The 22,841-nt window shown below is 63.6% G+C and carries 20 protein-coding genes; 3 read left to right on the forward strand and 17 right to left on the reverse strand.

Annotated elements, in window-relative coordinates; all coding sequences use genetic code 11:
- Positions 1-116: 116 nt before the first annotated feature.
- Together M2334_RS12805 and M2334_RS12810 are read right to left on the reverse strand one after the other, a co-directional pair.
- Complete coding sequence (locus M2334_RS12805) at positions 117-1,607, reverse strand: aldehyde dehydrogenase family protein (protein ID WP_264605611.1); 1,491 nt, start codon at positions 1,605-1,607, stop codon at positions 117-119.
- An 83-nt stretch (positions 1,608-1,690) separates the two neighbouring features.
- A complete protein-coding gene (locus M2334_RS12810; RefSeq protein WP_181558965.1) occupies positions 1,691-2,311 on the reverse strand; it encodes a MarR family winged helix-turn-helix transcriptional regulator in 621 nt (206 codons plus the stop codon).
- A gap of 190 nt (positions 2,312-2,501) precedes the next feature.
- Here M2334_RS12810 and M2334_RS12815 point away from each other — a divergent pair, with 190 nt between their 5' ends.
- The 3 genes from M2334_RS12815 (at position 2,502) to M2334_RS12825 (ending at position 5,553) form a co-directional block, all read left to right on the forward strand.
- The gene (locus M2334_RS12815; protein WP_264605612.1) at positions 2,502-3,776 is read left to right on the forward strand and encodes an aromatic ring-hydroxylating dioxygenase subunit alpha; all 1,275 of its coding nucleotides are present in this window, start codon (positions 2,502-2,504) and stop codon (positions 3,774-3,776) included.
- Between the two features lie 422 nt (positions 3,777-4,198).
- Positions 4,199-5,317, forward strand: a complete 1,119-nt coding sequence (locus M2334_RS12820) for a sensor domain-containing diguanylate cyclase (RefSeq protein ID WP_264605613.1) — start codon at positions 4,199-4,201, stop codon at positions 5,315-5,317.
- Between the two features lie 53 nt (positions 5,318-5,370).
- On the forward strand, positions 5,371-5,553 hold the full coding sequence (locus M2334_RS12825; RefSeq protein WP_264605614.1) for a hypothetical protein: 183 nt from the start codon (positions 5,371-5,373) through the stop codon (positions 5,551-5,553).
- Positions 5,554-5,692: 139 nt separating this feature from the next.
- Here the strand turns inward: M2334_RS12825 and M2334_RS12830 are convergent, their stop codons facing one another.
- From M2334_RS12830 to M2334_RS12900, 15 genes are all read right to left on the reverse strand, one after another.
- Positions 5,693-5,974, reverse strand: coding sequence for a hypothetical protein (locus M2334_RS12830; RefSeq protein WP_264605615.1), 282 nt, complete (start codon positions 5,972-5,974; stop codon positions 5,693-5,695).
- A complete protein-coding gene (locus tag M2334_RS12835; protein ID WP_264605616.1) occupies positions 5,974-6,840 on the reverse strand; it encodes a DUF4435 domain-containing protein in 867 nt (288 codons plus the stop codon). The genes M2334_RS12830 and M2334_RS12835 overlap by 1 nt, the downstream gene beginning before the upstream one ends.
- A complete protein-coding gene (locus M2334_RS12840) occupies positions 6,837-7,724 on the reverse strand; it encodes an AAA family ATPase (protein WP_264605617.1) in 888 nt (295 codons plus the stop codon). The genes M2334_RS12835 and M2334_RS12840 overlap by 4 nt, the downstream gene beginning before the upstream one ends.
- Before the next feature lie 655 nt (positions 7,725-8,379).
- The gene (locus M2334_RS12845) at positions 8,380-9,378 is read right to left on the reverse strand and encodes an amidohydrolase family protein (protein WP_181558959.1); all 999 of its coding nucleotides are present in this window, start codon (positions 9,376-9,378) and stop codon (positions 8,380-8,382) included.
- A gap of 12 nt (positions 9,379-9,390) precedes the next feature.
- The gene (locus M2334_RS12850; protein WP_264569692.1) at positions 9,391-10,047 is read right to left on the reverse strand and encodes an RraA family protein; all 657 of its coding nucleotides are present in this window, start codon (positions 10,045-10,047) and stop codon (positions 9,391-9,393) included.
- A complete protein-coding gene (locus tag M2334_RS12855; RefSeq protein WP_264605618.1) occupies positions 10,044-10,718 on the reverse strand; it encodes an RraA family protein in 675 nt (224 codons plus the stop codon). Before M2334_RS12855 ends, M2334_RS12850 begins: the two co-directional genes overlap by 4 nt.
- A gap of 26 nt (positions 10,719-10,744) precedes the next feature.
- Positions 10,745-11,755, reverse strand: a complete 1,011-nt coding sequence (locus M2334_RS12860) for a protocatechuate 3,4-dioxygenase (protein ID WP_264576343.1) — start codon at positions 11,753-11,755, stop codon at positions 10,745-10,747.
- A gap of 108 nt (positions 11,756-11,863) precedes the next feature.
- Positions 11,864-12,622 (reverse strand): HD domain-containing protein, encoded by a 759-nt coding sequence (locus M2334_RS12865; protein ID WP_264584513.1) that lies wholly within the window; start codon positions 12,620-12,622, stop codon positions 11,864-11,866.
- Positions 12,619-13,959 carry an MFS transporter gene (locus tag M2334_RS12870; protein WP_264605619.1) on the reverse strand — a complete coding sequence of 447 codons (1,341 nt, stop codon included), beginning with the start codon at positions 13,957-13,959 and terminating at the stop codon, positions 12,619-12,621. The genes M2334_RS12865 and M2334_RS12870 overlap by 4 nt, the downstream gene beginning before the upstream one ends.
- Before the next feature lie 119 nt (positions 13,960-14,078).
- Entirely contained in the window at positions 14,079-14,807 is a 729-nt protein-coding gene (locus M2334_RS12875) for an SDR family oxidoreductase (RefSeq protein ID WP_264605620.1), read from the reverse strand.
- Between the two features lie 238 nt (positions 14,808-15,045).
- Positions 15,046-15,471 (reverse strand): Zn-ribbon domain-containing OB-fold protein, encoded by a 426-nt coding sequence (locus M2334_RS12880; protein WP_264605621.1) that lies wholly within the window; start codon positions 15,469-15,471, stop codon positions 15,046-15,048.
- A 5-nt stretch (positions 15,472-15,476) separates the two neighbouring features.
- Complete coding sequence (locus tag M2334_RS12885) at positions 15,477-16,649, reverse strand: thiolase family protein (protein WP_264605622.1); 1,173 nt, start codon at positions 16,647-16,649, stop codon at positions 15,477-15,479.
- 3 nt (positions 16,650-16,652) lie between these two features.
- Positions 16,653-17,453, reverse strand: coding sequence for a crotonase/enoyl-CoA hydratase family protein (locus M2334_RS12890; protein ID WP_264605623.1), 801 nt, complete (start codon positions 17,451-17,453; stop codon positions 16,653-16,655).
- 3 nt (positions 17,454-17,456) lie between these two features.
- Positions 17,457-19,610 (reverse strand): acetate--CoA ligase family protein, encoded by a 2,154-nt coding sequence (locus M2334_RS12895; RefSeq protein ID WP_264605624.1) that lies wholly within the window; start codon positions 19,608-19,610, stop codon positions 17,457-17,459.
- Between the two features lie 112 nt (positions 19,611-19,722).
- Entirely contained in the window at positions 19,723-22,629 is a 2,907-nt protein-coding gene (locus tag M2334_RS12900; RefSeq protein WP_264605625.1) for a TonB-dependent receptor domain-containing protein, read from the reverse strand.
- Positions 22,630-22,841 lie beyond the last annotated feature (212 nt).

The following is a 22,841-nucleotide window of genomic DNA, read 5'->3' on the forward strand; positions in this document are numbered from 1 at the left end:
GCCGGAGGCGCCTCGACTTCTCTCGACATGAGCGGGAGGCGAGGTCAGGCGCGGTGGCGTCTCGACTTCTCTCGACACGAACGGGGGCGGGTTCAGGCGTGAGGGCTTTAGCCCCCTCACCCCACCGGCCGGCTCACCACCTGCAGTTCCTGATAGGCCCGTATCCCCAGCACGCCATGCTCGCGGCCATAGCCGGAGTCCTTCATGCCGCCGAAGGGCACGTCTGACTCGTTGAGGCCGTGGCGGTTGATCCAGACGGTGCCGGCCATCAGTTGACCGGCGACGGCGCGGGCGCGGGTTTCGTCCGTGCTCCAGACGGAGGCGCCGAGACCGAAGCGGGTGGCGTTGGCGCGCTGCACGGCTTCATCCTCGCTGGTGAAGCTGAGCACGGGCATGACCGGGCCGAACTGCTCCTCGCAGACCAGGGGCACGCTCTCATCCAGCCCGGCGATGATGGTCGGCTCGATGAAATAGCCCCCCTCGCCGTGCGCGCCGCCCTGCGTCCCTCTGCTCGCGCTCCCGCCCGTCAACAGCTGCGCGCCGGGGCGGGCGACGGCGTCTTCCAGATAGGCCTTCACCTTCTCATATTGCGGCAGGTTCTGGATGGGCCCCATGTCCATGCCGGGGGTGCTGCCGGGGCCGACCTTGAGGGCGCGCACCTTCTCGACCAGCTTTTCGAGGAAGGCATCGCGCACGGGCTCGGCCACATAGACGCGCTTGATGGCCATGCAGATCTGCCCGCAATTGTAGAAGCCGCTGCGGGCGATGCCGGCGGCGGCCTTGTCCAGATCCGCATCGGCCAGCACCAGCGTCGCATCATTGCCGCCCAGCTCCAGCGTGATGCGCTTGAGCGTGGCGGCGGCGCTGGCCATCACCTTCTTGCCGGTGGCGACCGAGCCGGTGAAGCTGATCTTGTCGATCCCCTCATGCGCGGTCATCCAGGCGCCCAGATCATTGCCGCCGGCGAGGACGTTCATCACGCCGGCGGGCAGCACATCGGCCGCGAGCGCGCCCACCGCCAGCGTGGTGAGCGGCGTGTAGGGCGAGGGCTTCAGGATCAGCGTGTTGCCGGTGTAGAGCGCCTGCGCGACCTTGTGCATGGCGAGCGCGATGGGGAAGTTCCACGGCGCGATGGCGCCGACGACGCCCAGGGGATGGTAGCGCAGCTCCACCTTGCCGCGCGCATCATCGCGCAGCACCTCATCGCCGATCTCCAGCGCGGCGAGCTGCTTCATGTGATGCGCGGCGACGGTCAGCTCCATGCGCGCCTGCTCGATGGGCTTGCCATGCTCGCGGGTGAGCAAGGGGGCGAGGCGATCGGCCGCGGCGGCGATGCTGTCGGCGAGAGCGTGGATGCGCGCGCGGCGATCCTCCGGCGTGCGCGCGGCCCAGGCCGGGAAGGCGGCGCGGGCGGCGGCGACGGCGGCATCGAGATCGGCCCGCGAGGCATCCGGGCAGAGCGCGAAGGGGCGGCCGGTGGCGGGATCGATCACCGCGAAGCTGCGCCCCCCGTCCTCGAAAGCGCCCTGAACGAGCTTGCCGCCGATGAGATGTGCGTCCGCACCCGCCACGCTCGCCAGCCGCTCCAGCACTGTTCCCTCGCCCATCCATCATCTCCTGACTCGTTTGCGCGGGAGCATGGATATTGTTGTTTGAATCTACAACCCCGAAATCGTGCCGCGCGAAACGCTCAGGGGTTTTCGGCGAGGTAGCGGCCAAGCATGTCGTGCAGCTTCTGGGCGAAGGCGCGGTCCAGCATCATGGCGCCATCGCTGCGGGTCTCCGGCGCGGGGGCGCTCTCGATGCGGGGCACCTTGCCCAGCGCATCGACATCCTCCACCACCCCGCTCACGCGCTTGAGCTGCTGATCCAGCTGGCCGAGAAACGCCAAGAAATCATCGCTTTGCTTGCGGGTGAAGGGCATCTGCAGCACCTCGTTGAGGCGCAGCGCGAGGGCATAGGTCTGCTCGTGCACGGTCTTGCCATGATCGGTGAGCTGGAGCAGCACCGAGCGGCTGTCCGACGGATTGGCCTGCTTCTCGATGATCCCGCGCTCGACCAGCGAGGAGACGACGCGGCTGGCATAGCTCTTCTCCAGATGCGCATCCGCCGCGACCTGCTTGAAGGAGACCGACCCATAGCTGGCGGTGATGCCGATCACGCGGCATTCCGGCAGCGAGAGCCCCAGGTGGCGGCGATAATATTCCTCGGAAATCCCTTCGGAAAAGCGCGCCACCATATGGAGGCGGAAGGTCATCAGGTTGCGGAAGCTCGGCCGATCCACCGATGCGCCGGCCTTCTTTCTGGCCACAGAACAGGTCCCCCTTGGTTTCGAACGGACCGGTATAAGGGATGCCGCTGCCCACGCACAACAAAAAGGCCTGCGCGGCAAACACGGGCTTGACGCACTTTGTTGTCTATGACAACGATTTGGCAAAGACGACATGAGTCCGCGGGCGCCCCCCACGGATTCCCGGCAGATGACCAAGGAGGGATGCGCCATGCTGTCTGCAGAACAGAATGAAAAGCTGGCCCGCGTCGGCCCCGGCACGCCCATGGGCGAGCTGCTGCGCCGCTACTGGCACCCCATCGCCGGCGAAAGCGAGTTCGAGACGCGCGCCACCAAGCCGGTGCGGATCATGGGCGAGACTCTGGTGCTCTACAAGGATCTCTCCGGCCAGTTCGGCCTGATGGACCGCCACTGCCCCCACCGCCGCGCCGACATGGCCTGCGGCATGGTCGAGCCCGACGGGCTGCGCTGCAGCTATCATGGCTGGATGTTCGACGCGCAGGGCGCCTGCACCGAGCAGCCCTTCGAGGATACCGCCAATCCGCAGGGGCGCTACAAGGACAAGGTGCGGATCAAGGCCTATCCGGTCCGCGCCCATGCCGGGCTGCTGTGGGCCTATATGGGCCCCCTCCCCGCGCCCGAGCTGCCGGACTGGGAGCCCTTCTCGTGGAAGAACGGCTTCCGCCAGATCGTCATCTCCGAGCTGCCGTGCAACTGGCTGCAGGGGCAGGAAAACTCGATGGACCCGATCCACTTCGAGTGGATGCACGCCAATTGGAGCAAGCGCCTGCGCGGCGAGACCGGCCCCTATGGCCCCAAGCACCTCAAGATCGACTTCCGCGAATATGAGTATGGCTTCACCTACAACCGCATCCGCGAGGATACGGACGAGACCAACCCGCTGTGGACCATCGGCCGCGCCTGCCTGTGGCCCAATGCGATGTTCACCGGCGACCATTTCGAGTTCCGCGTGCCCATCGACGATGAGACGATGATGAGCGTCGGCTGGTTCTTCACCCGCGTGCCGCGCGATGCCGAGCCCTATGTGCAGCAATCCATCCCGGTCTGGTTCGGCCCGATCAAGGACGAGCGCGGCGAGTGGATCACCAGCCATGTGATGAACCAGGATTTCGTCGCCTGGATCGGCCAGGGCACCATCTCGGACCGGACGCAGGAAAATCTCGGCCTCAGCGACAAGGGCATCGGCATGATGCGCCGCCAGTTCCTGCGCGACATGGAGAAGATCGGCCGCGGCGAAGACCCCAAGGCGATCATCCGCGACCCCGCGATCAACAAGGCGATCCCCCTGCCGACCATCCACCGCGACGCCGTGATGGAAGGCATGACCGCCGAGGAAATCGAAGCCGGCGGCGCGATGCACCTCAAGCGCTTCATCTTCCAATATGGCCAGCCCGCGCATGTGCTGAAGCTGCAGCAGGAGGCGATGCGCATCAGCCAGGACAATAAGGGCTATGTCGACGCCTGAGGGCGGCCGACGACGCGCGCGCGATCAGCCGACCTCTCTCGGCATCAGACTGGCCCGGCTGGCGTGATCTGGCCGGGCTTTTTGTTGTTTGGGGGGATGCCGCATGGCTGCGAGGTTCGTCCGCTGCGCCCTGGGCTCCTGCCTGCGCAGGAGCACATAGAGAGATTGGCGAGCGTGAAGCTTGGATCTCATCCTCCGTGCTCCTGCGCAGGCAGGAGCTCAGGGCGGCGATAAGCGGAGTAAGCCGAGCGCTCCGTCCGCCCGATATGCAGACCGCGCCCTCCCCGTCCGGCAGCTTCCGCGCCCCTGGCGCCCGTTGAACGGCTGATCTCAAAACGCGGTGGTCCGCTGCGATGAAATGCGCAGGCATCACGCATTGTTAACCCGATCTCGGACAGGAGAGCTTTAAGATCGGATGAATCATGAATTTGCTGGACATCGACACGCTGCAGCTCTGCAGCCTCGTGAATACGAGCGCCTTCGGCATCGTATTTCTGCTGCTTTGGCGTGGTCGAAAAGCGGATGATTATCTGCTGGTCTGGTCGGCAAGCGCGCTTCTCTACGGCGGTGTGATGATCGGCTTTGCCCTGTGGGGTGAGCACGGCATGGGCGCTGCGACGGCGCTGTTGATGATGCTCGCGTTCAGCAACACGGTCTCCGTCATGGGTGTTCGCCGGTTCGAGGGCCGGCCCATGCTCGCGCCGTGGATGGCGCTGCCGGCGCTGGTCATCGGCGTCGCCCATCTTGGGCCGCTGTGGCTGCTGGCCCAAGGCTGGCTCCCGGCAGACTCCCAAATCCCGCGGATCGCCGATGTTCTTGGCCTGACCGCAGCCATGGCGATCAATGGGACAGCCATGATCTCGGGGCCATTGCGCGGGCAGCGGATCGCAGGCGCAGGCCTGCTCGCCTACATCCCCATATTCCTGATTTCGCTGGTGGGCGATCTGGGCGTGCTCTCGGGCGACCACTCGCTGGGCAGCCTGCCGCTGCTCGCAGATCAGGCGTTGCTCGGCATCATCAATCTTGGTTTGCTGGTTCTGCCAATCGATCAGGCGCAGGACGCGCTGCGCGCCGCAGCGCTTCGTGATCCGCTGACCGGCGTGTGGAACAGGGCGGGCCTGGAGGTGCAGAAGCGGCGCCTGCTCGCGCCTGGCGCGGCCGTCGTCGCGATCGATGTCGATCATTTCAAGGCCGTCAACGATCTGCACGGCCATGAGGCAGGCGACGCCGTCTTGCGCGGTATCGCTCAGGAGGCAGGCCGGATCGCACAGGCACAAGACGGCGCTCTCGCACGCATTGGTGGCGACGAATTCATCCTGCTGCTGCCGGCGAGTTGCGAAGGGCAACGCCTGATCGTCGAGGCGCTGATGAACCGATGCCGCGCCGCTGGCGCCGCACCGGGATCATGGAGTGTCAGCATCGGCTTCTCACAGGTGACGGCGGCGGAAACAGCCTTCGAGCCTGCCGTCGTCCGGGCCGACAAGGCGCTGTATCACGCCAAGGCGGAGGGGCGGGATCGCGTCGCAGGATTGGCGGCGTGATCGCCAGCGGGTGACTGATAGCCGGGCACCCGCTGCCGCCACGCGACCCATCATTGGGTGATGCCATCCACCGCGACGCCGTGATGGAGGGGATGACCGCCGAGGAAATCGAAGCCGGCGGTGCGATGCACCTCAAGCGCTTCATCTTCCAATATGGCCAGCCCGCGCATGTGCTGAAGCTGCAGCAGGAGGCGATGCGCATCAGCCAGGACAATAAGGGCTATGTCGACGCCTGAGGGCGGCGGGCGACGCGCGCGCGATCAGCCGACCTCTCTCGGCATCAGACTGGCCCGGCTGGCGTGATCTGGCCGGGCTTTTTGTTGACCCCTAGCCGACATCTAACGGTTCGAAATGACTCTCAAAATGCCTAATCAGTTATTTGGGCCACTTGTCTTTTATAAAATCGCTTACTTGTTGAGGCAACCCATGCCACGCAGCGGTATTTTTTGTAGCATCGACAATGTAGAGCTTATCCCCTGCGTCAAGAGCGGGAACGATATGATCTCTCGCTTGAGCTGCGGTGTAATCAGACCTTACGTACCAAAACGAGTATCCAATTTTAGCCCAGTTTCCGAGTTCTTTTACCCTCTCGATAACTGCATCGTAATTTTGACCCGGTTTCATCAAGTCATAAGATATGTGGAGGTTGTTAGCCATCATGCCAATCCCGGGCGCAGAACAACCTTGCCTGGCCGCGCCGTTTCCCAAACCTGAATTCTCGCAAGCATGCCAAGCTCCCTGAAGTCTGACACATCAAACGTCAACCGGAGATGGCGCTCCACCTCGCTTCGCCAAGTTTGTGGAGGCCGGCGCTCCCCAAGGCGATCTCGCAACGCAATTCCAATGGCAGCAATCAGATCGTGTCCGTTTGTCAGCTGCCAGAGGTCAAAATCAACTCCCATAAAATGTTCCACACGAGAACGCAGTGAAGTCTTGCACTCGTCCGAGCTAAATCTTCCTTGGGAAACATGATCAATCATCGCATTTAAATCTAAAATGTGGCCATTGAAGAACACCTCCAAGTCTACTCGGTCGAGTTTATAGCCTAGTTGATCACGCTGATTCACGTAGCGTAAACATGAAAGCGGCTTGAGACATTGAGCTATATCGGCGACGCAGTTCTTCGCACCTCCACCTTGGCACAGCTTGCCTGCAGTACCCATTTCCTCCAGATATCTTAACATAGCGTCAGAATAACAGACATCCGTGTCAAAATCGTGCGTATTTGATATTAATATATCCTCGTTATCGGCGTGCTTTCCATCAATTCTATCAAAATCAGCGTCAATAAAACCGATACAGTCGTCATTGCCGACATCCTGCTGAAGCTCTATTGTGTCTCGGACATTCGCCTTCCCGAAACAGTTTATGACAGAGCAAGACGGCTCATGAAGAAATTTCTTGAAACGCTTCGCGTCGTTAGCTCCTTCAAGAAGAAGAAATATTCCGCGATGTTTCTGACGCTCCATTCTAATTTGAGCGGCAAAGTCTTTTGGCTTTAGATGCGCCGATATCGACTTCATTGACAATCAACATTCCCAATTTCGACGACCAAATCTTCCCACTCACCAATTAGCTGAGGGGAATGCGTGGCGAGTAACACATCAAACTCGTTTAGTTCAATTATTCTCTTGAGATCAGATATGAACTGCTTCTGCCATGCAACGTGCAAAGATAGCTCTGGCTCGTCTATAAGAATAAGGGAGTTCTTCTTCAACTCAAACAGAAGCTCAAAAAATAGAACAAGCTGATGCTGCTCCCCAGAAGATAACTTCTCAAGAGGCACATCGAATGTTGGACTACGATTTACTATAAATCCGACATCTTTATCGACAACGACATACTTTGGAAAAAATCTTCCGTCTATAAGCTCTTTGAAAAGTAAAATCTTTTCACGAAGGCTAGCCAAAACATCGAGCTTCTTCCTCGTGTCTTCCACATATACACTTAAGACAGCAGCAATTGCGCTGTTCGTTTGCTCTATCGGGGGCAACGCATCTTCGGCTTCAGGATCAAGGATACCCGCTTCGGTCAGCCCGTACCTTAAATTATCCAGCTCAGTAAGCGCTGAGGTCAGTCCCGAAGCCGGCTCTATTTGGCCTTGCTGCAGAACACGTCGAGGAAATGATCTATCAAGCGATTGGGAGATTGCAGCATACGCAGCCAACTCCTTCGCCACTATAGCTTTAAGCGTTTGCGCTTTGCGAGAAATCGCTAGAGTGGAGCTCGAGGGGCGGCGATAGTCATCAGTTTGCAGTACGACTAGGCGTTGCGTCTCAATTAGGTGACAATCTATCTGCGATATCAATGCAGAAAGGTGCTCGGGCGGTGGCGCGCTTAGCGAATTAATTATGTGCTCGGGCAACTGATCCCCGAACGCCTCCACTACTTCCTGCAAAGAATACACTTGGCGCGTAAAGTCGTGGGTCCACAATCGCGGGCCCGACCGAGTGAGAAACGGAAGATGCTGTTCAATCCGGACCAGTCGAGCCGGTAACTCTTCCACCTTCCTAGGCGACCAAACTTCGGTTTGGGTATTGTGCTCCCGTCGCGTTTTGAAAGTGATTCCGAGAGCATCGCTCACCTCCGATTCTGAGGAAGGCGTAGGCTCGACAACTACTCGGCTACCATCGGTAAAGGTAAACACAACCTCAGCGAACTGGGTCGTTGAGAATATCGACCATTGCCTACGAAACAGGGCATTTATTAGTCGAAGGCAGACGGTTTTACCTAAACCGTTAGGGCCGATCAGGGCCGTCACCCGATCAGCGAGATTGAACGGTATTTCGTGATCGAACTCTCCAAAAAGGCCTGCTACTCGAAAGTGCCTGAGTTGCACGTTTTGATCGCCCAAAGAATATACCCCCGCTGCCTGCGTCACTATCTCAACTTTAATATGTGAGCATCCTTAATCCGACTGCGGCTTTGGTGGAAAGGCCCTTTGAGTGCACAGCGGAAATAGCGGCATTAACGTTTCAATCGGCAACTCCGATACCTGGTCTCAAAACATCAGGAGGTTGTGCTAAGTGTGACATGGACCAAAGTAGCCATTGTTACCCCCCTCAAACCTCCAAATTAAACACCTTCCGCGCATTGTCCTCAAAGATCAGCTTCTTGTCGGCGTCGCTCAGGAAGTCGAATTTCTGGATGAAGGGGGCGATGTGGTCCATTTGCTTGCCGGTGGCGGGATCGATGGTGGAGCCGACGCCGGGGCATTCGGAGCCGAACAGGCAGCGCTCGGGACCGACGGTTTCGATGAGCAGGCGCAGGGCGCCCTCGGTGTAGAGCACGGTATCGAAATAGAGCTTGGCCATGCGCTCCGAGAAGAGGTGCTTGGTGCGGCGCGACTGGGATTCGAAGCGGCCGAGCTGGTAGGGGATGGCGCCGCCGCCATGGCTCACCACCACCTTGAGCTGCGGAAAATCATCGAACACCGATGAGGTGCAGAGGTTATAGGTGGCGATCGTCTCTTCATTGATGAAGTGCAGCGAATAAGGCGAGCGCTCGGACTGGGAGCCGGTGGCGTGGATATGCGCGGGCAGATCCAGCTCGCACAGCTTCTCGTAGAGCGGATACCAGTAGCGGTCGCCCAGCGGCGGGGCTTCCTCGGCGCCATTCTCATAGGGGTCCGGGTTGAGCAGGAAGCCCTTGAAGCCCATGGCGACGCAGCGGTCCATCTCCGCAAAGACATTCTCGATGGGCTCGCCCGCCACCTGCGGCAGGCCGGCGACCGGGATGAACATCTCCGGGATGAGCGTGCACTGGCGGTGGATGAGGGTGTTCACCTCCTCGCAGAACCAGTGGACGACGCGCGCGGGCTTGGCCGAGTTCATCATCTGGAACGGGCGCGGCGAGATGAGCTGCATGTCCGTGCCGTGATTGTGCAGCAGCTCGATGTGCCCGTCCGGCCAGGTCTCCTTGTGGTGGGCGGCGGCAATGATCTGCTCGTCCGTCACCTTGACGCTGCCGCGCCCGTGCGAGCCGCGATGCGCGAGCAGGCTCGCCTTATAGGCCCAAAGCTCCACCGGAGCGCTGACGTGACCATGGCAGTCGATGATCATCGGGTGATCCCCTTATTTCTGACGTGTCTGAAGGCTGTGATATTTGAACTGGGCGCGGGCTTCATCGAGGCGCATCCCGGTGCGGCAGGCGGCGCGGATGCTCTCTTCGGCGGCGTGGATTTCCTCGGCGGCGGCGAGGACGGCCTCTTCATGCGCCTGCGGGATGACGATGACGCCGTCGGGGTCGCCGCGCAGGATATCGCCCGGCGCCACGCGCGCGCCGCCGATGTTGACCGGGCAGTTGGTCACTTCCACCTGCACCCGGTCCTTGCCGGTGCGCATCCAGTGGCCCTTGCTGAACACCGGGTAACCGAGCGCGCGGCAGAGCGAGACATCGCGGCTGATCCCGTCGATGACGGTGCCGGCGAGGCCCCGTCGGTGGGCGATTTCGGTCAGGATATCCCCCCAGATGGTGGCATCCTCGCGGCCGCCATTGTCGATGACGACGACATGGCCGGGGGGGACATCATCGATATAATCGCCGACCGTGCCGGGCGGGGTCGAGGCGGGGCCGCAGAGCATGGTGTAGGCGCGGCCGGCCATGCGGAAATCCGGATCGCGGCCGGCGATCTGGTAGCACTGGCCGACGATGCCGAGCCGGTCGAGCGCGTCGCTGAGTGTTGCGGTGTCGAGCGCGGCGGCGCGGGTGACGTTGCGGTCGTCGGTCATTGGGGGTCGCCCTTGAGCATATATTCGTAGTTCGCGCCGAGCACGGTGCTGGCGCTCTCGCCCGTGGCGAGGCGGCGGGTCATCTCGCCTTCGCGGCGGACGATCTCCTCCGCGGCATCGAGCACACGGGCGATGTCGGCCGGCGCGATGAAGACGGCGGCGCTGGAATCGCAGATGACATAGAAGCCAGGTTCGACGGTGAAATCGCCGACCGTCACGGGCACGTCGGTCGCGTCCTCATAGACGCGGTTGCGCGCGGTGCGGGCGGTGTAGCCGCGGCAGAAGACGGGAAAGCCGATCTCGCGGGCCTCATCGACATCGCGGGCCAGCCCTTCGCAGATCACCCCGGCGACGCCCTTATGCTGGGCCCCGCGCGACAGGATGCCGCCCCAGCAGCCGGCATCGATGCCGGTGCGCTGCTCGACCACGATCACATCGTCCGGTCCGCTGGCGTCGATAGCCGCAGCGCCCAGATGCACCGGCGGGCGATCGGCAGGCGCGTTGCCGGCCTTGAGCTTTACGGTGTGGACGCGCCCGGCAATGCGGCGGCCCGGCGAGGCCGAGCGCAGGCCGGTCACGCAGCCGGCGAGGCCCAGCTTGTCCAGCGTGTCCGACACCGCGCAGGCATCCAGCTGGCGCAGCCGCGCGACATGGGGGTCTGTTGCTGTCATCATCCGTCCTTTGAAAACGCGTGGGCTTATTGCCAGGCGACGAAGCCATTGGCGGTGCCGGTGCCGGCCTCCGAGCGGTAGCAGGGCTCATAGCCGACCACGTCGCCGGCCAGATCGGTGTCGAACAGCGCGCCGGCGGCTGCGATCCAGGTCTTGAGCTCGGAGGTGCCGGACTGGAGGTGCTTGTCCTCGATGGCGCAGAGCGTTTCGGCATCGCGGGTGCGCAATGCCTCGAAGAACATGCGGTCGAAATCCTCGTCGATGACGAAATGGCTCATGCCGCCCGAGCCGAACACGGCGACGCGCAGATCCTGCTTCCAGCTGCGGATCGCCTTGCCGACCTCGCGCCCCAGCTCGAAGCAGCGGCGGGCGGTGGGCTGGTTGGGCGGGAAGAAGGTGTTGATGAGGATCGGCAGGTTGGGCACGACCGCGTCGCGCATGATCTGGCGATAGATGAAGCCGAGCGAGTGCGGCGCGCCGCTCGACCAGTGGCCGGCGGGCTCGGGCAGCTTTTTCGAGACGGCGAGATCGAAGCCCTGCGGCACCAGTGATTTGCAGACGTGCATGCCCAGCTCGGGCTGGCAGGGATAATCCCGGCGCTCGGGCGGGCTGTGGCCCCACTCGGCCTCGTGAATGCCCGGCGGCATCCGCGCGGCCTGCTCGGGGGTGGCGGGCTGGTCCCAAATCGTCTCGCCGAGATAGACGGTGATCGCGGGCGTCACATCCTCCAGGAACAGCTCGCGCTGGTCGTTGCCCATGATGACGGCGACATCGATCTTCGCGGCGGCGAACCGGTCGGCCATGTCGCTAATCGCGCTCTGGCAGGCGGCCGAGCGGCGCTCGCGCTCCGGCAGGGTACAGGCCTCGGCGAGATTTTCGCCCGCGCGCAGCGTGACCAGTTCATCGAAGCTGTATTCGGCGCCGCGGAAGGGATGCTGGCGCTTGAGATCGGCCGCGACACGCAGGGTCCATTGCTCGGGCGTGGTCGAGAGGGTCGGCCCGTGCGATGTCCACATTCCCAGCACGATCTCCGCCATGATTCCGCTCCGCTCCCAGATTGTTGCCGCTCGGGCAAATAATTGTAGACTCAGTAAACAATATCGATGCGGTTAGCAACCGATGGCGGGCGCTTTCGACAAGGCTGTTCAGAGAAAGCGCGTCGGCATCATGATGGTGCGCCACATGTGCGCGGAGGGGCTGTCATCGAAGCCAAGCCCTTCCTCCGGCTGGCGGAAATGGCGGCCGATGATGTCCGTAAACTCTTCGATCTCCACGACGACATTGGGGTCGAAGGCGTAGAAATCATTGAGCGTGACGAGCCGCGCGCTCATATACCATTTGTGGTTGCGGGCGCGCTGATAGGCGCGGTCGATATGGGGATCGGGCCGGTAATCGGCGCCGAAGAAGCGGATATAGGCTTCGGGATAGTCATAGCCGACCGATTCATCGGGGTAGAAGCGCACCACCTGATGCTCGCGCACCGCCCAGCTGACTTCGGGATCGACATAAGGCTCGATCAACTGCGCCGCCCAATAGCCATGATCGGCGCGGATGAAGCCGGTGACGGCGATGTCATGCAGCAGGCAGGCGAGCACGATCTTCTCGTCATGCCCGGCATCGCGCGCCAGCTTCGCGCTTTGCAGGACGTGGGCGGACGGACCGAAGCGATGACGGAAGAAATCGACCAAAGTCGGCTTCTCCGGCATCGGCGGCAGGCGCGGGTCCGGCCCCATCAGGAACGGGAGCCGGCGCGGATTGTCGATGGGCGGGCGCGGCAGGCGCGGATCGACATCGCCGGACTGGTAGAGCGTGGACTTGATGATGATCGCGTCCAGCGCCTCGCTCATCTCCTCCTCCAGCGCATCGGCCTGCGCATGGAGGCTGTGCAAATCCGGCGCACTCATAGCGCGGCGGAGGGCTTGGCGGTGGCCGGCGGCGTTGCCATCCCCGCCCCCTCACCCACGCCGGTCTGCGTCGCGGCCCGCAGCCGGTCCCGATAGAGCGGCCGCACGAAGGTGAGCAGGAACGCCGCGAAGAACGCCATGGCGGCGAACAGCGCGAAGCCCCAGACATAATGGCCGTTCACATCGTAGATATAGGCGAGCGTCACCGGGCCGATGGACGAGCCAAGCGCGAAGCAGCCGGTGACGATGGGCAGGACCTTGTCCATGTTGCGTGGGCCGAAGACATGCTTGGCCAGCACCGGCCCCTCGCAGACCAGTCCGCCATGGGCGAGACCCAGCGCGCAGATGAAGATGATCGCGGTTGAGAGGCTGGAGACCTGGAAGGCCAGCAGCACCATCGCGGCGATGAGCAGATACCAGGCGGCGATGCCTTTCACCGAATAGACATCGAAGAACTTGCCGGCGATGAACTTGGAGGCCAAGCCGATGGCCGAGGTGAGCGAGAGCAGCCACGCCGCCGTCTCGCGGGTCAGACCGACTTCCTGCACGAAATAGAGCTGCATGTTCTGGAACAGGCCCTGATCCACGCCCGCGATGATCAGCACGCCGATCATGATGCCCCAGAACATCGGCTTGCGCACCAGTTCGGCATAGCTCATCGGAATGTCCGCCGCGCGCGTGGCCGCCGCCACCTCGGCACTGGGCAGCACGCCCTTGGCATTGGCGGTCTCCGGCAGCAGATCCTCTTCCGTGGGGTTCTGCTTGACGAACAGGACGAGCGGCACCGAGACGGCGAGGATCGACACGCCGATCAGCGCATAGGTCATGCGCCAGCCGATCTCGGGAATGAGCGCGGCAATGACGATGGGAAAGACCACGCCGCCGGCACTCGACCCGACCAGCGCCAGCGCCCCGGCAAAGCCGACATTACGCATGAACCAGCGCGCCACCATCAGCTTGATGCAGAGCAGCACCGCGCCCTGACCGAGGCCGATCAAAAAGCCGGCCAGAAAATAAGTGGCGATGGAGCTGACGTTGAGGAAGGTGAAGAAGCCCAGCGCCTGGATGATGAGCACGGTGAGGAAGACCGGTTTCAACCCGAAGCGCTGCACCGCCGGCCCGATGACGAGAATGGCGACCAGCGCGCCGGTGAGGCCTTTCCACGCATAGATGCCGGTGGCCTCGGCCCGGGTCCAGCCGAACTCCGCGATCACCTCATTATAGAGGAGCGACATGGAGTAGGTCGGGCCGCCAAAGGAGAAGAAGAAGATGATGAATCCGGCAGCCACCACCCACCAGCCGGGATAGTATTTGCCTGTCGCGGGTGTCGTGGCCATCGCCTGTCCTCTCCGTAGCCAGCCTTGCCGATTCATGCTTTTTTTATCGGCTCAGCTTCCCATGCATCCTATCGACCTGTCAACAACTCCGTTGCTTCAAACAACAATATCGGGCGCGGTCACCCGCGGCCCAGAAAGGGCATATTGAGCGGCAATATGGTGCCATCGACGAAGTTCACATGATCGGGCAGATCGGCCATGGCCAGCACCGCGCGCGCCGCGACATCGGCGCTGATCCGGTCGCGCGGATCGCCCTCCTGCATGTTCTGCACCAGATTGGTGCCGACAATGCCAGGGTGGAAGATGGACGAGGCAACGCCATGATCGCGCCCGTCAAGGGCGAGGGAATGGTTCATGCCCGCCAGCGCGAACTTGCTCGCGGCATAGGCAATGGTGTTCGGGCGAGGCACTTGCGCGGACAGGCTGCCGATGTGGATCATCCGGCCTGCCCCCTGCCCCTTCATGATCCGCAGCGCCTCCCGCGCGCACAGGAAAGCGCCGTTGAGATTGGTGTCGATCACCTCAGACCAGCGCGCGAAGGTCAGTTCATCGGTCGGGGTATGATCGGCAATGCCCGCATTGTTGATGAGGATATCGATGCGCCCGAAGCGCGCGAGGCCGGCGGCGAACATCGCCTGCACAGCGGCCTCCTGCGAGACATCGCACTGCACGGCGAGCGCCTGCCCGCCCTGCGCTTCAACCTCCGCCACGAAGGCATCCAGCGGTGCCTTGCGGCGCGCGCCGACGATGAGCGAGGCCCCGGCTGTGGCGAACTCTGCGGCGATGGCCGCGCCGAGACCCGAGCTGGCGCCGGTGACCAGCGCGACCTTGCCCTTGATGTAACTCATGATGCGTCCTTCTCCCTTGCGCGCGGCGGATGCACCGGCCTGCCATCTCCCCTCGTCATTCCCGCGATCGCGGGAATCCAGGTCCACGCCTGCGCCGAGACGCAAGGTCCAAGCTGGATTCCCGCGTTCGCGGGAATGACGAGGGGGCTTCCGGTTGCCGTCACGTTCTGCCTACGCCGCCTAGCCTAAGCAGGCGTCATCGCTCTGGCCATTCAAAAGAGGATCGCGCGGCGAGATCTCAGGCCGGCTCGAACAGCAGCAGGTGGCGACCATCGGGCAGCGGATGCCAATAGGGCTTCACCGCCAGCCCGGTCTTCAGTTCGGCTTCGCTGCAATGGATGACGTTGCTCATCACATTCACGCCTTCCTCCAGCGTGACCATGGCGACGACATAGGGCTCCTTGTCGCGGAACGGCGGGCGAGCGCGGCGGACGATGGTGTAGCTGAAGATCGTGCCGCGCCCGGAGACCTTGCGCCATTCCAGATTGTCGCGGCGGCCGGTGTAGATGCTCGTCGGGCGCGGGTAGAATTGATAGGCGCCGGCCACCCGATCATATTGGATGAGCAGCTTCTTCTCGCGCGTCGCTTCCCAATAGGGGCGCGAAAAGCTGCGCTCCGGCGGCAACGGGCGATCGATATCGAGGAGATCGTTGAGATCGGCCATGCGCCTCAGCCCTCCGACGTGAGGATGAGGGCGGTACTGGTGTTCCAGTTCCGCCCATAGGGAATGCCGCCGATGCCGGTGACGAGCGCATGGCGGCGGTCCTTCACCTGCCGCGCGCCGCCATCGCCGAAAAGCTGCCGGACCGCCTCGACAAGATTGGTGCCGCCACCCGCCAGACCGCATTGCCCGGCGGAAATCTGGCCGCCGCCGGTGTTGAGCGGCAGATCGCCGGAGAAGAGGAAATCGGTCTCGTGGATGAACGCCGCGCCCTGCCCGTGCGCGCAAAAGCCGAGCATTTCCAACTGCATCATGATCGCAATGATGAAGTCATCATAAGGATGGAAGGAGCCCATATCGCGCGGGGTGAGGCCGGCCTGCGCAAAGGCCCGCTCACCCGCCTGGCGGTGGCCGGTGACAGTGGGATCGACGATGGCCGAGGCGGCGCCGAGATTGGTGCGCTCGCCATAGCCGCGCAGCACGGCGCAGCGCGTGAGGCCGCGCTGCTCGGCGCGTTTGCGGCTGGTGACCAGCACCCCGCTGGCGCCATCGCAGGGCATGACGCAATCGAGCAGGCGGATGGGATCGTTGATCATGCGCGACTGCACATAATCATCGACCGTGATCGGCTTGCGCAGCTTCTCGCAGGCCTTGTCGTTGCGCAGGGCGTGCTCGCGCTGGGCCACCGCCAGCCTCCCGAGAGCGCGCTCGTCCAGGCCGAACTTGTCATGATAATAACGGCTCAACATGCCGAAGGCAGCGGGTGCGCCGAGATAGCCATAAGGCGTGGTCCACTCCGCGCCATAGGAGCGCGGGCGGCCGTTATTCTCGGCCACGGCGGTATCGGCGAAAAGGCAGAGGACGGTGGTGCAGAGCCCGGCATCGATAGCGGCGGCGGCGCGCGCCACCGCGCCGACCGGCGAGGAGCCGCCAATGTCGACCGTCTGGCAGAAATCCAGCTCCAGTGCGAGTTGATCGGCCGTGGTCTGCGACCAGAAGATGTTGCCAGCGCCGGTGGACGAGGAGGACAGGATCAGCCCGTCAATCTCGCCCTTCTCGAAGCCGGTCTGCTCCAGAATGCCGTCGAGGATCTCGGCGCCCAGCTCCCAGACATCGACCTCGCTGCGCAGGACGATCTTGGTCTCCGCATAGCCGACAATGGCGTTATCGCGCAGCGCCATGGTTCAGCCTTTCGTCGGGTCGGAGGGCGGCGCGGCGACCTTGTTCTCGCCGCGCTCGACAAAGGCGCGGATGCGGTCGGTGCCCTCGCTGCTGCGGGCCGATCCGCCGATCAGCCCCTCGAAGAACAGCCCGTCGCTGTGGCTCATGTCGCCGATGCGGGGGAGCGCAGCGCACACGGCCCAGTTGGTGTTGGGGGCATTGCTGGCGATGCTGGCCGCCAGTTCCTTCGCCTTGGCCATCGCCTCGCCCTTGGGCACGACATATTGGCAGAGATTGGCGCGCTCGCCCTCGGCGGCGCTCAGCACGCGGCCGGTGAGCATCATGTCGGCCATGCGGGCATAGCCCATCAAGCCCTGAATGCGCACGGCGCCGCCGCCACCCACGAAGATGCCGCGCTTGCCTTCCGGCAGGGCGAAGAAGGTGCTCTCGTCGGCGACGCGGACCTGGCAGGCCGAGGCGATCTCCAGCCCGCCGCCGATGCAGGCGCCCTCCAGCGCGGCGATCCACGGGATCGGCCCGCGCGCCACGAGATCGAGCGGGACCGTCCAGCGGCCGCGCTCCCAGGGCTTGGGCGGATTGGCGCCGCTCATGCGCGAGGCGGCTTCCGCCAGATCCAGCCCGGCCGAAAAATTGCCGCCATGGCCAAAGAGGATGCCCACGCGCGCTTCCGACGCGGCGCGCTCGAACGCCGCATGCAGGCTCGCCATCACTTGCGTGTTCACCGCATTGCGCTTGGCTGCGCGGTTGATACCGACGATGGCGATCTCGCCATCCAGCTCATAGGTCGCCAGCGTCTCGCTCATGGTTCAGTTGCCCTCCGCAGCGGTGATGATGAGGGCATCGACGGCCGTCAGCCCTTCCCCTTGGGGATGCACGAAGACGGGGTTGAGGTCGATCTCCTCGATCTGCGGCATGGTTTCCATCAGGCGGCCGATCAGCGCGGCGGTGTGGGCGACCGCCTGCACATCGACCGGGGGTGATCCCCGGAAGCCCTTGAGCAGCTTGGCGCTGCGCAGCTTCATCAGCTCGACGACGATATCCTCCTGCGCCATGTCGACCGGAAGCAGACGCACATCGCCCAGCGCCTCGACCCAGATGCCGCCGAGGCCGACCAGCACGACCGGCCCCCATTTGGCATCGCGCTTGGCGCCGATCATCAGTTCCAGTCCCATGGGCGCCATTTTCTCGACCAGCACGCCATCCAGCACCAGTCCGGGCTGGGCGCGGGCGACATTGGCGTGGAGATCGTTCCAGGCGCGGCGTAGCTCGTCGGCGTCACGGATGCCCAGGATCACGCCGCCCGCCTCGGTCTTGTGCGCCAGCGCGCCGGCCTGCGCCTTGATGGCGAGCGGGTAGCCGACCTTGGCGGCGGTCGCCTCGGCTTCCTCAAGCGAGGTGGCGAGGCCGCCGGCGGGCACGCGGATGCCCATGGCGGACAGCAGTTGCTTGCCGAGCCATTCGGGCTGTGGGCCGCTACCTAGCGTCGGCAGATCGGCAAAGGGCGTGTGGGTGACCGAGCGCGCCGAGCGCGCCAGTGAGCGGCCATGGCGCGTGACGCGGGACAGCGCCGTCATCGACCGCTCGATGGAGCGGCTGAGGATCAGGCGGTTGGCGCGCACCGAGGCTTCAAAGTCGGCATCCATCTCCGGCGCCGGGAAGGCCATGATCGCCGGGCGATCCTTTCCCTTGAGGCTGTCGATGAACATCGGCCCATAGCCGCGCTGCGAAGCGGCCGTGCCGCTGTTGATGGCAATGAGCACGCTGCCGACATTGCCATCAGCCATCAGCGCATTGGTGCCGAGCGGGATCAGCTCCGGCTGGAAAATCGCCTGCGTGCCGAGATCGAGCGGGTTGCGCGGCGGGATGAAGACGGGGAGTTGCGGCGCCAGTTCGCTGCGGGTCTGCTCAGTGAGCGCGGGCATCTCCATATCCAGCGCCTCGAAATAATCATGCGCGATGGCGCAGAAGCCGCCGGAGAAGGTGAGCACGCCGGGGCCTTTGGTCGGCGCGACCGGATAGCGCGCCAGCAGCTCGATCACATCGACCCACTCCTCCAGCGTCTCGACCAGCACCACGCCGGCGCGATCGAGATGGAGCTGCATGGTGGCATAATCGCCCGCCAGCGCGCCGGTGTGCGACTGGATCGCGGCCTTGCCCTTTTCGCCCCGGCCGGGATGAATGGCGACCAGCGCCTTGCCGGCCGCTTGCGCGCGCCGGGCCGCGGCGAGGAAGGCCTGCGGATCGCGCACTTCCTCGAGATAGAGCGCGATGACCTTGGTCGCCTCATCCTGCGCGAAGAAATCGATGAAGTCTGGGATACCGATGCCGGCCTCGTTTCCGGTGGAGACGGTATAGGCCATTGGCAGATGCCGCGCGGCGAGATTGGTGCTGGCATAGGCCATCAGCCCGCCGCTCTGCGAGACCATGGCAATGGCGGGATTGGGATCGTCCGGTGCCAGCCTGGCGACCTTGCGGGCATTGGCAAAGCCGATGGGCAAGCCCTTGACGAGATTGGTGTAGCCAAGGCAGTTCGGCCCGAGCAGCGCGACATTGCCCTCATAGGCGATGCGGACCAGTTCATCCTGCCCCGCCCGGTTACCCGCCTCGGCAAAGCCCGAGGAAAAGACCGTCACCGCCTTGACGCCGCGCCGCACGCAGGCCTCCAGCGCATCCTTCACACCCGCCGCCGGGAGCGTGAACACCGCCAGATCGACGCCCTCAGGCAGATCGTCGATGCTCTGCGTCACGGGATAGCCGTCAATCTCCCCCTCCGCCCGGCCGACGACATGGACATCGCCATCAAAGGCGTTGAGCTGGAGATTGGCCAGCACCGTCCGCCCCGCCGTCTTGGGCTTGGCCGACACGCCGATGACCGCAATCGAGCGCGGCCGCATGAACAGGGCGACCGCATCGGCTCCCCGCACAGGTTTGATCCGGGGGGAAAGATCGGTCGCAGACATAGGATCACCATTCATGCTGAGGGGGCCATGAAAAAGGGCGCGCGAGCGCGGCCCCCATTATCGAAAAGCCGGACCATGGCCGGGATGCTGCTCCCGGCCACGGACCGAACGGTCAGAAGGCGAAGCGGACGCCAACCTTGTAGGCGCGGCCGATGCGGTCGTAGAAGCCGGCCACCTGCGTGCTGGGGAACGGCGGTTCCTTGTTCAGCAGATTGTTGACCACGGCGTAGAGCTGCACCTTCTTGTCGCCCCGCTGCATGAGCGTGACGTTGCCGGTCCAGTTCAGATACAGCCGCGAGGCGACGTTCATATTGCCCACCGAAATCGGCGAGGCCGCATTATAGTCCGGGTCGCCCGGCTGTACGAGCGTCGCGTCCACAATGCCCTTGTCGATCCAGCGCGCGTTGAGCGTGGTGCCCCACTTCTCCGTCTCGTAGCCCAGGCTGGCATTGAGCTGCCAATGCGGCACGCTGGTCGCGCCGGTGTTGAGGCCGGAGGTGAACCCGCCCAACTGCCCCGCGCGGTCGATGCGGCTGCCGCGCGTCTGGATGATCCCGGCGGCATTATAGGTGGGTGCAACGCCCAGCCCGTCGTCGGAAATCAGGTCAGCGACATAGGTGCCGAACAGGCGCGTCGTGACCCGGCCCGGCCCGGCATTGAAGCGATAGACCATCTCGAAGTCCACGCCGCGCGTTTCCAGCGAGGCAAGGTTGAGCAACTGGACGGTCACGGAGTTGATTTCCGTGCTCGTGCCGGTGCCGGATAGCGAGGTGGTCGCGCAGAAGGCGCCCGGCGTGCCGCCCTGGATCTCGGCATAGCAATTGTCGATGATCTGCTGCGCCGGGAAGCTCGCGATCGCCCCGTCGATCTTGATATTGTAGAAATCGACCGAGGCCGAGAAGCCGGGCAGGAAGGTGGGCGTGAACACCGCACCGACCGTGAAGGTGTTCGCCTTCTCCGGCGCCAGCGTCTCGCTGGGCGCGAAGACCACCGTGTATGACCGCGACACACCGTTGAACGGATTGCGCAGGGTCGACTGGGTGGACGTTACCGAGAACAGCTCCGCCGCATTGGGTGCACGGATATCCCGCGAGCGCGTCGTGCGCAGGCGGACGCCATCGACCACATCCCAGGTCGCGCCGATCTTCCACGTCGTGACGCCGCCCGACACCTCATAATTGGTGTGCCGGATCGCGCCGTTGAGATCGAACGACTTGAAGAAGGGCACATCGCGGGCCAGCGGCACCACGACCTCGGCATAGGCTTCCTTGGTCGTGAACGCGCCTTCATAGGGCTTGGGGTTCGAGAAGTTGTACGCCCCGGCGGCCGCGAGCGAATCCACGACGCTTTCGGCGCTGTCCCGCCGATATTCACCGCCGACCGCGAGCGAGACCGGCCCCGCCCAGGTCGAGAAGGGCTCGCCGCTGATATTGGCGGCGCCCACGAACTGGCTGGTCGTGATCGACTGGAACTGCGTGCCGTTCACATAGTTGATCGCCTCTTGCGACATCGCGCCGGCGCCGAACAGGTTGAGTGGCTGGCAGCCCTGCGCCCGCGCGACGGTGTTGCGGCAGACAATCTGACCATTGGGAAGCTGGATCGCATCCAGCGCCCAGATGAAGTTCTGCTGGATGCGCATGTTGCGGATCTGCGATTCCAGCTTGTTCTGGCCATATTGGACGTAAGCGTCCCAGTTCCACCCGCTGATGTTGCCGTTCAGCCCGCCGACGATGCGATAGGTGCTGTTGAAGTTGACGATCTGGGTGGACGAGAAGTCGGGGTTGGACCGACCCATGACGAAGGACGTGATATTGTTCGCGTCCATGATCGTCGCGACCTGCGCCGGCAGGAAATAGTTATCCCGCTGGATCACCACCGCACGCGGACCGCTGACCGCGGTGTCACGCGGCATCGGGCCGGAATAATCGGACCCGGACCGGCCATAGCTCCCTTCGACGAACATGCCGACGGAGTCGCTCAGCTCATAATTGAGGTTCGCACGCACGACATAACGGTCGATCGGCAGCACCAGCGTATGTCCGAGACGGGGCGGCGTGCCCTGCGAGCTGGACATGTTGTAGGATGAGCCGCCGCTCTCATTGCCATAAGTGAACGTGCCGACCTGACCGGGCGCCGGGAACCAGATGCCGCGCAGGGCATCGACGCCATTGGCCGGGTTCGTATCGGCATTGTTGCCGAGAATGACGCCGCCGATGAGCGAGTTGACGAAGCGCACGCCGCTCTCGAATGAGCGGGAAGGCACGCCGGCCGGACGGTTGGCCGCGAAGGAGACGGATTCCTCGTAGCGACGGCCCCAGGCGCGATCATCGAAGCTGCCGATTCCATCGGACTTCACATATTCGCCGCCGATGGTGAAATGCCCGCGCCCGTCCGCGAAGGGGCTGCCGAATGCGAGGCCCACGCGGCGCTCGAAATTATCGCCTTCTTCGGAAAGACCCAGGGAAAGATCGCCCTTCAGGCCGGTCAGGCGATTGTTCATGATGACGTTGACGACACCGGAAATGGCATCCGACCCATAAGCGGCGGACGCGCCACCGGTGACGACGTCGATCCGGTCGATCAGCACCGTCGGCATCAGGTTGAGGTCAACCTGCCCGGTCGGCACAGTCGGCACATGGCGGCGGCCATCGACCAGCACCAGCGTGCGGATGTTCCCCAGCGCGCGCAGATCGGCAAAGGTCGCGCCGGAAAGGTTGGACGACTGGGTGTTCGTCTGGTTGCTGACGCTCGGGCGGAAGGACGGCACCTCATTGAGATAGTCGCCCACATTGGCCGCGCCGCGCTCGGCGATTGCCTCCGAGGTCACGACGACCAGCGGCGTGGGCGCCTGGAAGCCATCGCGCTTCACGCGCGAACCGGTGATGATGATATCGCGCACCTGCGCATCGTTATCCTGCGCCTGGGGCGCCGCCCCATCCTGCGCGAGCGCCGGGGCAGACCCCAGGGCGACAGCTGTGCAAGCGGCAGCAGACGCGAGCAACCATGTTCGACGAGACATATCCCCTCCTATTTGTTGCCGCAGGTTTGCGCCTGCCGGCCTTTCATTGTGCCCGAGACTAAGCGTCATAAAGGCTGTGTCAACAACAATGATACTATATTATCTTTTGGGGTCGCCGGGTTTTGACAGGTGCGTGGATGACGGCCCAATGCCCCGGAAACCAAGGCTTGCCGGCGGCGCCCTCGATGCAAACCGCGCAGCCATCTGCCCCG

Source organism: Sphingobium sp. B11D3D (genome assembly GCF_025961755.1).
Taxonomy (GTDB): Bacteria; Pseudomonadota; Alphaproteobacteria; order Sphingomonadales; family Sphingomonadaceae; genus Sphingobium.